Origin of the sequence: Bradyrhizobium australafricanum (assembly GCF_020329495.1) — a bacterium.
In the GTDB taxonomy this organism is placed as follows: Bacteria; Pseudomonadota; Alphaproteobacteria; order Rhizobiales; family Xanthobacteraceae; genus Bradyrhizobium; species Bradyrhizobium australafricanum.
In genome coordinates this window covers 1-13,412 of sequence record NZ_JAGKJL010000016.1, presented here as the reverse complement: position 1 = coordinate 13,412, position 13,412 = coordinate 1, and the positions used below count along the sequence as shown (strand labels likewise).

The 13,412-nt window shown below is 64.5% G+C and carries 17 protein-coding genes; 11 read left to right on the top strand and 6 right to left on the bottom strand.

Features of this window, described 5'->3' with window-relative positions:
- Window positions 1-86 precede the first annotated feature (86 nt).
- Entirely contained in the window at window positions 87-1,496 is a 1,410-nt protein-coding gene (locus J6525_RS16195; protein ID WP_225645402.1) for a TAXI family TRAP transporter solute-binding subunit, read from the bottom strand.
- Between the two features lie 425 nt (window positions 1,497-1,921).
- Here J6525_RS16195 and J6525_RS16190 point away from each other — a divergent pair, with 425 nt between their 5' ends.
- Together J6525_RS16190 and J6525_RS16185 are read left to right on the top strand one after the other, a co-directional pair.
- The gene (locus J6525_RS16190) at window positions 1,922-2,275 is read left to right on the top strand and encodes a DUF3307 domain-containing protein (protein ID WP_016847469.1); all 354 of its coding nucleotides are present in this window, start codon (window positions 1,922-1,924) and stop codon (window positions 2,273-2,275) included.
- A 171-nt stretch (window positions 2,276-2,446) separates the two neighbouring features.
- On the top strand, window positions 2,447-2,848 hold the full coding sequence (locus J6525_RS16185; protein WP_092085327.1) for a hypothetical protein: 402 nt from the start codon (window positions 2,447-2,449) through the stop codon (window positions 2,846-2,848).
- Window positions 2,849-2,855: 7 nt separating this feature from the next.
- Here the strand turns inward: J6525_RS16185 and J6525_RS16180 are convergent, their stop codons facing one another.
- Window positions 2,856-3,191, bottom strand: coding sequence for a YkgJ family cysteine cluster protein (locus J6525_RS16180; RefSeq protein WP_092085329.1), 336 nt, complete (start codon window positions 3,189-3,191; stop codon window positions 2,856-2,858).
- Window positions 3,191-3,889 (bottom strand): helix-turn-helix transcriptional regulator, encoded by a 699-nt coding sequence (locus J6525_RS16175; protein ID WP_028336549.1) that lies wholly within the window; start codon window positions 3,887-3,889, stop codon window positions 3,191-3,193. The genes J6525_RS16180 and J6525_RS16175 overlap by 1 nt, the downstream gene beginning before the upstream one ends.
- 207 nt (window positions 3,890-4,096) lie before the next feature.
- On the opposite strand from J6525_RS16175, the gene J6525_RS16170 reads away from it, so the two are divergent.
- Together J6525_RS16170 and J6525_RS16165 are read left to right on the top strand one after the other, a co-directional pair.
- Window positions 4,097-4,330, top strand: a complete 234-nt coding sequence (locus J6525_RS16170; RefSeq protein ID WP_028336548.1) for a hypothetical protein — start codon at window positions 4,097-4,099, stop codon at window positions 4,328-4,330.
- A 64-nt stretch (window positions 4,331-4,394) separates the two neighbouring features.
- Complete coding sequence (locus J6525_RS16165) at window positions 4,395-5,126, top strand: glutathione S-transferase family protein (RefSeq protein ID WP_038384864.1); 732 nt, start codon at window positions 4,395-4,397, stop codon at window positions 5,124-5,126.
- Window positions 5,127-5,201: 75 nt separating this feature from the next.
- Here J6525_RS16165 and J6525_RS16160 read toward each other — a convergent pair whose 3' ends face one another.
- Window positions 5,202-5,837, bottom strand: coding sequence for a pyridoxamine 5'-phosphate oxidase family protein (locus J6525_RS16160; RefSeq protein ID WP_225645401.1), 636 nt, complete (start codon window positions 5,835-5,837; stop codon window positions 5,202-5,204).
- Window positions 5,838-5,956: 119 nt separating this feature from the next.
- Here J6525_RS16160 and J6525_RS16155 point away from each other — a divergent pair, with 119 nt between their 5' ends.
- The gene (locus J6525_RS16155; RefSeq protein WP_225645400.1) at window positions 5,957-6,850 is read left to right on the top strand and encodes a LysR family transcriptional regulator; all 894 of its coding nucleotides are present in this window, start codon (window positions 5,957-5,959) and stop codon (window positions 6,848-6,850) included.
- On the opposite strand, the gene J6525_RS16150 is transcribed toward J6525_RS16155, so the two are convergent.
- Window positions 6,847-7,302 (bottom strand): PaaI family thioesterase, encoded by a 456-nt coding sequence (locus J6525_RS16150; RefSeq protein WP_225645399.1) that lies wholly within the window; start codon window positions 7,300-7,302, stop codon window positions 6,847-6,849. The genes J6525_RS16155 and J6525_RS16150 overlap by 4 nt on opposite strands.
- Window positions 7,303-7,533: 231 nt before the next feature.
- On the opposite strand from J6525_RS16150, the gene J6525_RS16145 reads away from it, so the two are divergent.
- Window positions 7,534-7,920: a DUF6632 domain-containing protein gene (locus J6525_RS16145; RefSeq protein ID WP_225645398.1), complete on the top strand. Its 387-nt coding sequence runs from the start codon at window positions 7,534-7,536 to the stop codon at window positions 7,918-7,920.
- A 140-nt stretch (window positions 7,921-8,060) separates the two neighbouring features.
- Here the strand turns inward: J6525_RS16145 and pobA are convergent, their stop codons facing one another.
- Window positions 8,061-9,230 (bottom strand): 4-hydroxybenzoate 3-monooxygenase, encoded by a 1,170-nt coding sequence (pobA, locus tag J6525_RS16140; protein ID WP_225645397.1) that lies wholly within the window; start codon window positions 9,228-9,230, stop codon window positions 8,061-8,063.
- 271 nt (window positions 9,231-9,501) lie between these two features.
- Between pobA and J6525_RS16135 the strand changes: the two genes are divergently transcribed.
- The 5 genes from J6525_RS16135 to J6525_RS16115 all read left to right on the top strand — a co-directional run.
- Complete coding sequence (locus J6525_RS16135; protein WP_225645396.1) at window positions 9,502-10,524, top strand: TRAP transporter substrate-binding protein; 1,023 nt, start codon at window positions 9,502-9,504, stop codon at window positions 10,522-10,524.
- A gap of 172 nt (window positions 10,525-10,696) precedes the next feature.
- Entirely contained in the window at window positions 10,697-11,263 is a 567-nt protein-coding gene (locus J6525_RS16130) for a TRAP transporter small permease (protein WP_057015996.1), read from the top strand.
- Between the two features lie 6 nt (window positions 11,264-11,269).
- Complete coding sequence (locus J6525_RS16125) at window positions 11,270-12,586, top strand: TRAP transporter large permease (RefSeq protein WP_028336540.1); 1,317 nt, start codon at window positions 11,270-11,272, stop codon at window positions 12,584-12,586.
- Window positions 12,587-12,590: 4 nt separating this feature from the next.
- Window positions 12,591-13,052 (top strand): DUF3237 domain-containing protein, encoded by a 462-nt coding sequence (locus J6525_RS16120; protein WP_225645395.1) that lies wholly within the window; start codon window positions 12,591-12,593, stop codon window positions 13,050-13,052.
- Window positions 13,053-13,192: 140 nt separating this feature from the next.
- The coding region (locus J6525_RS16115; RefSeq protein WP_225645394.1) for a helix-turn-helix domain-containing protein at window positions 13,193-13,412 on the top strand (220 nt) is incomplete at its 3' end.

The following is a 13,412-nucleotide window of genomic DNA, read 5'->3' as shown; positions in this document are numbered from 1 at the left end:
CCTGGCTTTCGCCAGGACGACAGTGGTGCATGTGGCGCGATCGCAGGGACGACAGTTGTATCTGTGGCGTGACCAGCGGCTTGGTTTCACCCGTTGGCCGCCTTCACCACCACGAGGTTCTCGTCCGGCGTCGCCGGGTGGCGCTTGAGGTGATCGCGGCGCAGTGCGATCTCGTCGCGGACCAATTCGTAGCCGAGCTTGAACGTGTCCATTCCGTCGCCGGAAACGGTGCCGTCGCGCAGGCCGGTCACCGCGCCGCGCAGGATCGCCTCGAGCTCGTCCTGCAATTCGTCGAGATGCTCGCCGCAAGTGGCGTGCTCGACGCGCTCGCCGATGTCGAGGATCCTGCCCGCCAGCTCGCTGGCCTTCTCCGGTGCGACGCGGGTGATCTTGGTGTAGATCGCGGCGAAGATCGAGCCGATGATGCTGAGCGCGGCGGCAGCGAGATACATCACGTCGCTGTAGCGATCCATGAACGACTTGGTATCGTCGTTGATGTATTCGGCGGCGCCCTGATGGGCGACGATGAAGGCGTCCTTGTCGGTCGCCGCCGGCTCGATCTTGGAGGCGAAGCCGTCGTCCAGCGCGAGTTCCGACTTGTTCTCATAGATGATGCGCGCGAGCTCAGCAGCTGTTGTCGTGGACATCGAGGATTGCGCGACCAGCAGCCATTCCAGCCCGATGGTGTCGACCTCGTCATCGGGGATCGCCGGCGAGGACGACAGCATGCCGGTCGAGACCGTCTCCTCCGAAATCGCCGGGTATTTGCGCGCCAGCGCCTTGGCCGCGTCGATCGCATTCAGCGTGAAGCCGCCGGCGCGCTTGGCATATTGCTCGTAGGTCTTGTCCTTCACGATCTTCGAGGCGTGCTCGATCGCGATCACGGCGGCAAAGCCGGAGGCGAACAGCTTGTCGAAAGGCGTGTTCGGCGGCGCCTGCTGTACCCGCTGCGCCGCGTCGGGGCTGTCGGCAATCTCGAGCGCGCTGCGGACGAAATTGACGCTGTTCTCGCCGTCGCCGACGACCGCGATCCGCTTCTTCTTGAGCTCGCTCAGCGATTTGATCTTCTTGCCGCCGGGGCTGAGCACCAGCACCACGTCATGCTCGAGGATCGCGATGGCGCGGGCACGCGGCGGCACCCTTGCGTCGGTACGCAGGATGGCAAGCGAGGCGTCGCGGCGATCGAATTGCGCCAGCGCCTTGGCGTTGTCGGGGTTCGGCGCGATCTTCAGCCGCAGCCGCGACGAATTGTTCTTCAGCACGGTGGCGAGCTTGGCGGCGAATTTCGCCTCCGGGCCGTTGGCATCGCCGACCGCGAACACCAGCGTTTCGGAATTGCGCAGCCAGAGCCGGCCGCCGATCACGGTGACCGCGCTCAGGAGCAGCGTCAGCAGGGTGAAGACGATGATCTGCGCGCGGTTGGTCTTGACGACCGGTTTGGCGACCGGAGGGCGCGGCGGCGGCATCGGCGCAGGCGAGGGGGCTTCGGCACTCATGGCTGATTACCTGGCTCATCACCCGTCCGGGACGGCCCGTTGCCGCGACCCGATCGGCGCGGCGCTGCCCGGTGAATCCGTAAATGGCTATAAAAGAAAGAAAATTTCCTATGTTGCCGACGATATACCTCCCCGGGGGGAATGCAAACCGGCCGCCGGCCGTAACCTTAATCTCGGCCGGCCTGCGCCGCGATGCCACATGACCATTGCCACTATCCACGGTCGGAGCGAGATGTGATTTTCGAGGAGGCGCAGGTGCATTCCGGCGCCGGAGATGTCATAAATGAGACACGCTTCGGTTTGCGGAATTGTGCTGACGACCTGACCCGGATTTCTTGCAATCACATTCATCGAAGTAAAAGGGCGTCAGCTTGTTGTTTCCCTCCATGTCATCGTCGGTGTCGGTTGGTGCCCTGGTGGGATGGATGTTGCTTCTCACCGCAAAGCACATCATCGCCGACTTCATGCTGCAGAACGCCTGGATGGCGATCGGCAAGGACCAGAAAACCGGCTGGGCGCTGCCGCTGCTGGCGCATTGCCTGGTCCATCTCGCGGTCGCGCTGGCGCTGATCCTGGTGGTGGCGCCGCGGTTCTGGTACGTCGCCTTCATTGACTTCGTGATCCACATCATCGTCGATCGGGCCAAGGGCATCTGCGCCTCGCATTTCGGCGTGACGCTGGAATCCGGCCACCCCTGGTTCTGGACCCTGATCGGGGTCGACCAGGCGCTGCACCACCTCACCGGCTTCGCGCTGTCGATCTACATGGCCGCGAACTGAGCGGTTCGCGCGCACCTTTCCTCACATCCTGGACCAGGAAGCCAGCCGGGCCGCGGCGGGCGGATGTGATTCGCGCGCAACGGGCAAGACCCTCCGGAAGCGACCGGAGGCCGTGGTTAACCTTTCGTTAGAGGATTACGCGGCATCTTCCCCATCGAGGGGGATTTGCAAATGTTTTCAAGCCGCGACGCCTTCGAGAACGATGCCTGCCCGGTTGCCGACGACCTGCTCGGCCAGATGTATCGCGCCAATCCGAACGGGCTCTCGTTGCTGGTTGCCAATGTCGCGCCCGATGTCAGGGCGAGGCTCGCGCTGTTCTGCTATCGCCGCAGCCATCTGCACGCGCTCGCGGTCGCGATCGCGTCGAGCTGCAGCGAGTGGGAGCTGGCGAATTCGGGCGGCCGTGTCGGCTCGACGCTCTACGCGCTGTCGCGCGAGCCGGCCCGCGCCGCGACCGTTTCGCATGGCGGCCGCAAGCCGATCACGCTGTCGACCAAGCCGCTGACGACCTTCGCACCGATCGTCGATGACGAGCTCGACGACGAGGACGTCAGCGAGACCGTCACGGCGTAACGTCTGGTTAGATCGGCTGCGCGCTCGCGATGAGCGGCAGCCCGTGCCGGCGCCGCGCCATCGCGCATTCCGCGTCGCCCGGCTGGCAGGTCCGGCATACTTCCGGCCGCACCGCATAGACTTCGCAGCGCGTGGCCTTTCCGATCTTGCCTGACAGCGCCGAACAGCGGTCGCCCTCGCAGCGCATGCCTGATTGCCGCGCGTTGACGAATTGCGGTGGGATCAGATCGAGCTGCGCGTCGTCCTCGATGGTGAAGCGCGGCCAGTTCTCCGAATAGCTGCAGCAGGCGCCGCAGGACTGGCAGGGGCTTGCGTCGGCTGCGTCGATCGCGTTGTCGGCCATCAGGTGTCCCTCGGCGCTTCCCAGACCAGGCTGCGCCGCCAGCGCGCCCTGAGCAGGTCGCGCCGCTCCGGATATTTCTCGTCGTGATAGACCGCCGTGACCACGCGGTCGGTGCGGAAGCTGCGGAAATCCTTGCGCAGCTCGCACCAGGCGGCGAGCAGCCGCACCGCCTCGTGATAGCCGACCGCGATCGGCCAGATCGTGCGCTCAGAGTCGCGGCCATGCTCGTCGCGATAGTTCAGCGTGATCTTCTTGCCCTCATGGATCTGGCTGCGGGTCCTGACCATGTCGATGCGGTCGGGCTCCCGGTTCCAGGCCGAGCGGGCCCGGCTCGCCGGCTCCAGCACGAACGGCCGCAGCCGGTCGGGCACGGTCTCGGCGATCTTGGCCATCAGGTCCTCGGCCGCGCGCGCCAGCGCGGGATCGGCGTGGCCGACCACCCATTGCGCGCCGAGCACGCAGGCCTCGATCTCGTCGGGTGTCAGCATCAAGGGCGGCAGGTCGAATCCCTTCTCCAGGATGTAGCCCATGCCGGCCTCGCCGCGGATCGGCACCCGCTGCTCGATCAGGCTGGCGATGTCGCGATAGATCGTCCGCTTCGATGTCTCGAGCTCGGCGGCGATTGCATCGGCAGTCAAAGGCTTACGGGTGCGTCGGAGCACCTGGATGATCTGAAACAGCCGGTCGGCGCGTCTCATGGCAACTCTCTCGATCGCTCTCTTGGCACGTGTCTTGTCGACTGTCTCGGTAGCTGTTTTGGCAGCCGTCTTGACGAGTGTCTTGACGGGTCTCGTCGTCTCTCGGTGCGCAGGCTTTTCTGGGTCCCGTCCGGCTGCTGCTGACAGCATGTTGGCAGCAGGTGGGGGCTATATCAGGACAACACCTCAAGTGAAGGGAATTTGTCCATGACGAATCTTGACGAACTCGGTTTCCGGCAGGCGCAAGGCTTTGCGCTGGAACAGCTGGTCACGGTCTACTCCACCTCCGGCGACCTGCGCTGGGCCCTGGTCGCGCTGATCGCACAGTCGATCAGCACGGTTTGGTCCTACGGGCGGGCACGGCTGGTCAAGCGCGTTCGCGAGGCGGTTCGCCGCCTCGCACCCGTCGGCCCGTTCGACAGTGAATGCCACTACTGCTGACACCATGCTGGCAGCAGGGGACGGCTAGCTTCAATTCACGACCACAGGCGATCGGGAGCTTCATATGATTACGCTTTTTGGCTTTGGCACGGGCTTCGGCTTGCCGGAAATTAGCCCCTTCGTGACCAAAACCGAGGTCCAGCTCAAGATGGCCGGGCTCGACTATCGCAAGGAGAAGGCGATGCCGCCGGCGTCTCCCAAGGGCCAGCTGCCGTTCATCGCCGACGACGGCGAGACGATCGCCGATTCGACCTTCATCCGCGCCCATATCGAGGGCAAATACGGCTTCGATTTCGACGCGCCGCTCAGCCTGCAGGCGCGCGCCCAGGCCTGGGCCTTCGAGCGCATGATCGAGCATCACGTCTACTGGGCGCTGGTCGGCGCGCGCTGGGTCGACGACACCAATTTCGCCAAGGGGCCCGCGCATTTCTTCGACGGCGCGCCCGACCATATGCGCGACAAGATGCGCGAGGACGCCCAGTTCCGCGTTGCCGAGAACTATCTGCTAAGCGGGCTTGGCCGTCACGGACCGGACGAAGACGTCGATCTCGCGATCCGTTCGCTGTTCGCGCTGTCGGTGCAGCTCGGCGACAAGCCGTATCTGATGGGCGATGCGCCGTGCGGCACCGATGCCACCGCGTTCGGCGCGCTGGCGGGAATCCTCACCCCGTTCTTCGATTCGCCGCTGCGCGAGCGCACCGAGAAGTTCGACAATCTCACCGCCTATGTCGGCCGGATGATGCGGCAATATTATCCGGAATTCGCTTGGGCGCCGCTGCAGCAGCAGGCGGCCTAAAGCGCGATCGCGCTTTAGGGGTAGTTCTGGGCATGATCCTTTCGGAAAACCGCTTCGCACTTTTCCGGATCATGCCTAAGCCGGCGCGGCAGGTGCGCTCTGGCCCTTCAATGCGGCCAGCTCCGCCTCGAGCTTGGCGATGCGCTGGTCGCGTGAGGCCAGGGCTGCCGCCACATCGGCCGCGTCGAACTTCTGCGGAATGTGCTGCGGGCAGTTGGTGTCCCACGCTGTGACCTTGAACAGGATCGCCTGCTCGGGCCGCGCCCGATAGCCCTGCGGCATCAGCGTGCGCGTCAGCGCCGGATCGTCCTCCACCACCTTCGCCTCGCCCCATAGCTTGACGCGGCGGCGGTGCGCGTAATCCATCACGAAGATATACGCTTTCGCATTTTCCGACAGATTGCCCTGCGTGATGAACTGGCGGTTGCCGCTGTAATCGGCGAACGCGATGGTGTGCTTGTCGAGCACCTTGATGAAGCCCTTCGGTCCGCCGCGGTGCTGGATGTAGGGCTGGCCGTCGGCCGAGGCGGTCGCGAGATAGAAGCTGTTCACCTCGCCGAGGAAGCCGGCGAGGTTCTCGTCGATCTCGCTGCGCCAGCCGCCATGTGCCTCGACTTCGGCGTAGGTGGCGCGTGAGCCCTTGCGGGTCTGGATCGCCTTCACCGCCGGACTGAATGCGACGTCGCTCGCACAGCTGTGACCATCTGACATCGGAGCCTCCCATGACGGGCGCCTTAAGCGGTTGTCCTCGCCGCTTAAGATGGACATTCCCAGATCGTAAGCAATCTTGTGCATTGACACTTCACTGTTGCCGATTATGCGATAGTGCCATGGACCGGATCGACGCCATGCAGGCCTTCGTCGCGGTGGCGGACCTCGAGGGGTTCGCCCCCGCCGCCCGCAAGCTCGGCCTGTCGCCGTCCGCCATCACGCGGCTGATCGCGGCGCTGGAGGAGCGGCTCGGCGCGCGGCTGCTGCAGCGGACCACGCGGCAGGTGACGCTGACGGACGCCGGCTCGCGCTATCTGGAGCGGGCGCGCCGGATCCTCGCCGATGTCGAGGAGGCCGAGGACGCGGTGGAGAACGAGCGCACCCGCCCCGAGGGGCGGCTGGTGATCTCGGCACCGTTCGGCTTCGGGCGGCTCCATGTCAGCCCGGTGGTGAGCGCCTATCTGAAGCGCTATCCCGGCGTCGGCGTCGACCTGCGGCTGTCGGATCGCAGGATCAATCTGGTTGAGGACGGCGTCGACCTCGCGGTCAGGCTCGGGCACCTGCCGGATTCGACGCTGGTGGCGCGGCATGTCGGCCGGATGCGCCGCATCGTGGTGGCGTCGGCCGGCTATCTCAAGCTTCGCGGCAGGCCGAAGCGGCCGGCGGACCTCACCGCCCACGACACGATCCAGTTCGGCGCCATGACCGCGACGCCGGATTGGCGCTTCATGGAGGATGGCCGCGAAGTCCGCATCACCCCTACGCCGCGCTTCACCAGCAACAGCTCGGACGCCGCCATCCAGTACGCCGAGCAGGACGGCGGACTGACCCGGGTGATGGCCTATCAGGCGGCCGAATCGCTGAAGGCGCGGCGGCTCCAGATCGTGCTCGCCGAGTTCGAGCAGCCGGCGGTGCCGATCCACGTCGTCTATCCGACGACGCGGCTGTTGTCGGCCAAGGTGCGGACCTTCATCGATCTCGTGACCGAGATCACCGACTGGTATTTCGACTAGCTCACCGGCGGCTTCTTCGGCACCACGCGGAAGGTGCCGTTGGCGCGCGCGATGGTCGCCCCGTCGGCCTTGATCAGGCTCTGCGCGAAGCAGATCGTGCTGCCGGTCTTGATCACGTCGCTCTCGATCGCGAGCCATTGCCCGACATTGGCGGAGCCGACGAAATCGACCGCGAGCGAGATCGTCACGAACGAGGTGGTCCAGCCGGTCGCCTGGCCGCAGCTATAGCCCATCGCGTTGTCGGCAAGGGCTGCGATCAGGCCGCCATGGATCAGGCCGCGGCCGTTGGTATGCGGCCTCGCCAGCCGCAGGCCGATGATGACGGCACGCTCGGTCTTCTTCTGGTAAAGCGGCTCCCAGGGCTCGGTGAGCGGGCTCTTGCGGAACAGCGGCTCGAAGCCTTGAGGGACGTCTTGGGGATTGTCGGGCGCGACTTGCGTATCGGTGCTCATCTGAAGCTCGCATATGACGTTGGGTTGACGCCATTGAACGCGATGTCGATGACGGTTTCACCGCCTACAAAGTTTTAAACGGGATTTGCACGGCTGTTTGAAGCTCGCTCGCGCCGGGTGCGGGATACAATGTCAGCATCGCGGCCGCTTCCCAACCGTGACGCAGTTCACGCGCATCCGGCCGCAGTTTGTGACATGCTCCGCGCCGCGTCCATGGCGTGAGGAGAGACCATGTCGGCCGAGACCCGCCTGACCTGCCTTCGCATTGCGCTCGTCGCGGTCGGTCTGATCGCGATTTTCGCTGTCTATCCGCTGTTCCAGCTCTGGCCGTCCGGCTGGTCCTGGGGCCACGGCCATTCGCACTACCCGATGATGATCGTCGGCATCTATGCGACGCTCGGCGTATTCCTGTTGCTCGCCGCGCGCGATCCGCTGCGGCACCGCAGCCTGATCTGGTTCACGGTGTGGTCGAGCGTCGTGCATGGCGGCATCATGGCCGTGCAGGCGATCAGTGACGAGGCCGAGCGCGGTCACTTGCTGGGCGACGTCCCGGCGCTGTTGCTGATCGCGCTGGTGCTGGCCTGGCTGATGCCGAAGCCGGCCGTTGCGGCTGCCTAAGCCCAGGCATTACGTCCCGTTATCTCGAAGGATCGACGGCCACCGGCCGGGCCGTGCATCCTTCGAGGCTTGCTGCGCCGGCACCTCCAGCGACAACGGCAAAGCTTTTGCGCCGGGATGACGAAGCCGGCAGTCGGTGATCAGAACGGCAGCCCCACATAATTCTCCGCCAGCGAGGTCGAGGCCGCCTTCGAGCTGACGAGGTAGTCGAGCTCGGCGATCTGGATGCGCGCGGCGAATTCGCCCTCGTCGGGGAATTTGTGCAGCATCGAGGTCATCCACCAGGAGAAGCGCACCGCCTTCCAGACCCGCGCCAGCGCACGTCCCGAATAGGAATCGATGCCGGCGGAGGATTTCTCGTCGTAATATTCGCGCAGCGCCTGCGACAGATAATGCACGTCGCTGGCGGCAAGGTTGAGGCCCTTGGCACCGGTCGGCGGCACGATGTGCGAGGCGTCGCCGGCCAGGAACATGCGGCCGAACCGCATCGGCTCGGCGACGAAGCTGCGCAGCGGCGCGATGCTCTTTTCGATCGAGGGGCCGGTGACGATCTCGTCGGCGGCCTTCTGGTCGAGGCGCCGCTTCAATTCGTCCCAGAACCGCTCGTCCGACCATTGGTCGACATGATCGTCGAGCGGGCACTGCACATAGTAACGGCTGCGGTGGGTCGAGCGCATCGTGCACAGCGCAAAGCCGCGCGCATGGTTGTTGTAGATCAGCTCCGGCGAGACCGGCGGCGTCTCCGAGAGGATGCCGAGCCAGCCGAACGGATACACCCGTTCGTAGCTGGTGATCGCCGACGCCGGCACGCTGGCGCGGCTGATGCCGTGGAAGCCGTCGCAGCCGGCGATGAAGTCGCAGGCGATCTCGTGGGTGACGCCGTCCTTGACGTAGCTGACGCGCGGATGATCGGTGTCGAAATCAAGCGGCTTGACGTCGGCCGCCGAGTAGATCGAGGTCAGGCCGGCCGCCTTGCGGGCATTCATCAGGTCGAGCGTGACCTCGGTCTGGCCGTAGATGGTCACGGTCTTGCCGGTCGAGCCATGCAGGTCGATGCGGTGCCGTGCGCCGCCGAACGCCAGTTCGAGACCGTGATGGACGAGGCCCTCCTGGTGCAGCCGGGCAGCGGCGCCGACGTTCTCGAGCAGCGACACGGTGCCTTCCTCGAGCAGCCCGGCGCGAATCCGCCCCAGCACATAGTCCGGGGTCTGCCGCTCAAGAATGATGTTGTCTACGCCGAAAGTATGAAGTAGTTGCCCAAGCAACAGTCCGGCCGGACCTGCACCAATGATTGCTACTTTTGTCCGCAATACCTTGTCCTCCCGATCGGATAGGCTTTTAGCCGGTGCCCGCGCCGGCAACTTGCCAAGGCAACTATATCATATAACGATTTTGGCAAGGCGGATTTGCGCGGGACCCGCGCGTTCGCCGCAGCGCAAGATGCGGTGGCGCGGGACCGGGCGGAGGGTGCGACGAGGCGTCCGTCCGGCGGATTTCGTCTTGAATATCCCGTCCGAATTAGATAACATGTTAAGTAATGAGACCGGGCAGCAAGCCCGCCCTTGGAGAGGAGGAGACGTGATGAGGAAGACAATGTTGGCGGTGTTGATGGCCGCCGCCATCGTGCCGGCCGCGGGATCTGCCGTCGCGCAGGACAAGACCGTCAATCTCAAAGTGTCGCTATGGGTGCCGCCGGCGCATCCGCTGGTGCCCGCGACCCAGGCCTGGGCCGCCGACATCGAGAAGGCATCGGGCGGCACCATCAAGGTCACCGTGTTTCCGTCCGAGCAACTCGGCAAGGCGTTCGACCATTACGACATGGCGCGCGACGGCATCGCCGACGTCACCTATGTCAATCCTGGCTATCAGCCCGGCCGTTTCCCGATCGCGGCCGCCGGCCAGCTTCCGTTCACCTTCTCCGACGGCAAGAAGGGCACGCTGGCGCTGAACGAGTGGTATCACAAATATGCGCCGACCGAGATGAAGGACACCAAGCTGTGCTTCGCCTTCATCCACGATCCGGGCGCGCTGCACGGCAAGAAGAAGATCGTGCTGCCGAGCGACCTCTCCGGCGTCAAGGTGCGTCCCGCGCAGAGCACCATCGGCGAGATGGTGAAGATGTTCGGCGGCACCAATGTGCAGGCCTCCGCGCCGGAATCGCGCGACGCGATCGAGCGCGGCGTGGCCGACGAGATCACCTTCCCCTGGGGCTCGATCTTCCTGTTCGGCATCGACAAGGTGGTGAAGTACCACATGGACGTGCCGCTCTATTCGACGGTGTTCACCTACAACATGAACCTCGCCAAATATAATTCGATGTCGGCTGCCCAGAAGAAGGTGATCGACGATCACTGCACGCCGGAATGGGCCTCCAAGGTCACCGACCCCTGGACCGATTTCGAAGCCAATGGCCGCACCAAGATGAAGGCGCTGGAAGGCCACGAGGTCTATCCGCTGACTTCGGATCAGCTCGCCGAGTGGAAGAAGGCGGTCAAGCCGCTGCGCGACAGCTGGGCCGAGGCGGTGAAAAAGGCCGGCGGCGATGCGGCAAAGATCGATGCCGATCTGCAGGCCACGCTGAAGAAGTTCGAGGCGGGGATCTGATCCCGCTCCCCTTCACCTCTCCCCGCTTGCGGGGAGAGGTCGGATCGCATCGTCAGATGCGATCCGGGTGAGGGGGTACAGGTCTCACCGCATTCACGACTCGTGGAAGCAGCCCCTCACCCCAACCCTCTCCCCGCAAGAGCGGGGGAGAGGGAGCTCATCGAAGCAACGCATGACGCAATCTGCCGAAGTTTCCCAAGACGGCGCGATCACCGGCCCACCCGAGCCGGCGCGCAAGAATTTCATGGATCGCTTCATCGATTCGATCGAATGGGTCGCGGCCTTCTTCGTCGGCGTCGTCGCGCTCAACACCTTCACCGCGGTGTTCATGCGCAAATTCTTCGCGGTGACGATCCCCGACTACTACAATTTCGGCCAGTTCCTGCTCGGCATCCTGATCTTCTGGGGAATTGCGGCGACGAGCTATCGCGGCACCCACATTACCGTGGATCTGGTCTGGGCCAATGCCTCGCCGCGCTACCAGCGCTGGATCGACATCTTCGCGACGCTGGTGCTGCTGTTCGTGGTGAGCGTGCAGACCTACACGCTGGTCGACAAGGTGATCGACACCAGGAACAGCCATATCGTCACCATGGATCTCGGCGTTCCGGTCTGGCCGTTCTTCCTGGTGTCGTGGATCGGCGACGTCTCCGCGGTGCTGCTGATCGCGATCCGCACCTACCGCCTGATCTTCCATCCGGAAGATATCCATGATGCCAAGATCAAGACCGCGGAGTAGACGGCCATGAGTCTCGATCTCAGTCCCGAGACCGTCGCCGTCATCGGCTTTGTCAGCCTGTTCGTGCTGATGCTGCTCCGTGTCCCCGTCGGCATGGCGATGGGCCTCGTCGGCATCACCGGCTTTGGCTATCTCACCGGCTTCGCGCCGGCGCTCAAGCTGGTCGGCCAGACCACGATGCGCACGGTGACGGATTATTCCTTCGGCGTGATCCCGATGTTCCTGCTGATGGGCGCCTTCGTGTCGGTCTCGGGCATCAGCCGCGAGTTGTTCCGCGCCGCCAACACCTTCGTCGGCCATTGGAAGGGCGGGCTCGGCATTGCGACCATCGCCGCCTGCGGCGGCTTCGCCGCGATCTCGGGCTCGTCGGTCGCGACCGCCGCGACCTTCTCGGCCGTCGCCTATCCCGAGATGCGCCGCTTCGGCTATCCGCAGTCGTTCGCCGCCGGCGTGATCGCGGTCGGCGGCACGCTCGGGGCGATGCTGCCGCCGTCCACCGTGCTCGCGGTCTACGGCATCATCACCCAGCAGGACATCGGCAAGCTGTTCATCGCGGGCGTGGTGCCGGGCCTGCTCGCGATCCTGATGCACATGATCACGATCGGCATCATCGGCGTGACGCGGCCCGGTTTCCTGCCGGCGGGAAAGAAGGCGTCGTGGCACGAGCGCTTCGTTGCGCTGCGCGACGTCTGGTCGCCGCTGCTGCTGTTCCTGTTCGTGATCGGCGGGCTCTATGGCGGCTTCTTTGTCCCGACCGAAGCCGGCGCGGTCGGCGCGGTGGGCGCCTTCATCATCGGTATCCTCCGCGGCAAGCTGACCAGGGAAGGCATCCTGCAATCGCTGCTGCAGGCGACGCGCACCGCGGCCGCCGTGTTCACGGTGCTGATCGGCGCGCTCTGCTTCGGCTATTTCCTCACCATCACCCAGACGCCGCAGCACGTCACTGAATTCCTCACCGGGCTCGGCATCGGCCCCTATGGCGTGCTGGCGCTGATCCTCCTGATGTATCTGGTGCTCGGCTGCCTGATGGACGCGATGGCGATGGTGATCCTCACCGTGCCGATCGTGTTTCCGGTGGTGACCGCGCTCGGCTTCGATCCGATCTGGTTCGGCATCATCATCGTCATGACCGTCGAGCTCGGCCTGATCCATCCGCCGGTCGGCATGAACGTGTTCGTGATCAAGAGCGTGATCAAGGACGTCAACATGTCGACGATCTTTGTCGGGGTGCTGCCGTTCGTCATCACCGACCTGATCCGGCTGGTGATCCTGATCCTGTTCCCGCTGCTTGCGACCTGGCTGCCGCAGCGCATGATTGGTTAGGCCTATGAATCCCGAGCTTGAGACCAGATACGTCTTCACCATAACCGCCCGGATCGCGGAGGTGACGTCCGCCGGTGACATCGGCACCGGCGTCCGCCGCATCATTCCGATCGTCGGCGGCGAGGTGAGGGGCGAGAAGGTCAACGGCAAAGTGCTGGCGTTCGGTGCCGACTTCCAGATCATCCGGCCCAACGAGCTGATCGAGCTGGAGGCGAAATACGCGTTCGAGACCGACGACGGCGCCGTCGTCTATGTCGAGAACAAGGGCATCCGCTTCGGGCCGGTCGAGCTGTTGCAGAAGCTGAAGCGCGGCGAGCCGGTCGACCCGAAGCTGATCTATTTCCGCACCGTGCCGAAATTCGAAACCGGCGCCGAGAACTACCGCTGGCTGATGCAGCACATCTTCGTCGGCTCCGCCGCCCGCCACGCCGACCGCGTCGTGATCGACGTCCACCAGGTGCTTTAGTTTCGCGCACTTGCCGTCTCACCTGCCGGGATCCGCCAACATTCGGTGTCGTCCCTGCGCTTGTGTTTGGTCCCTGCTGATTGGTTTGATGGAATCGGTGTAGAACGAGGCGTGGCCTTTGTCAGGGAGCACCTCGGGTCATGGAACTGAGCCTGCACGCGAACGCCACGACGACGCCGAAGACGCGCGCCTATATCCAGCGCAGCCGGAAGTCGGTTGCCGAATTGGCGACGGAACTGGGGGTCAGCGAGACCACGATCTATCGTTGGCGCGACCGCACGACGGTCGAAGATCGCTCGCACCGGCCGAAGAACCTGGTGACCAGCCTGTCGGCTGTCGAAGAAAGGGCGGTTTGCGAGC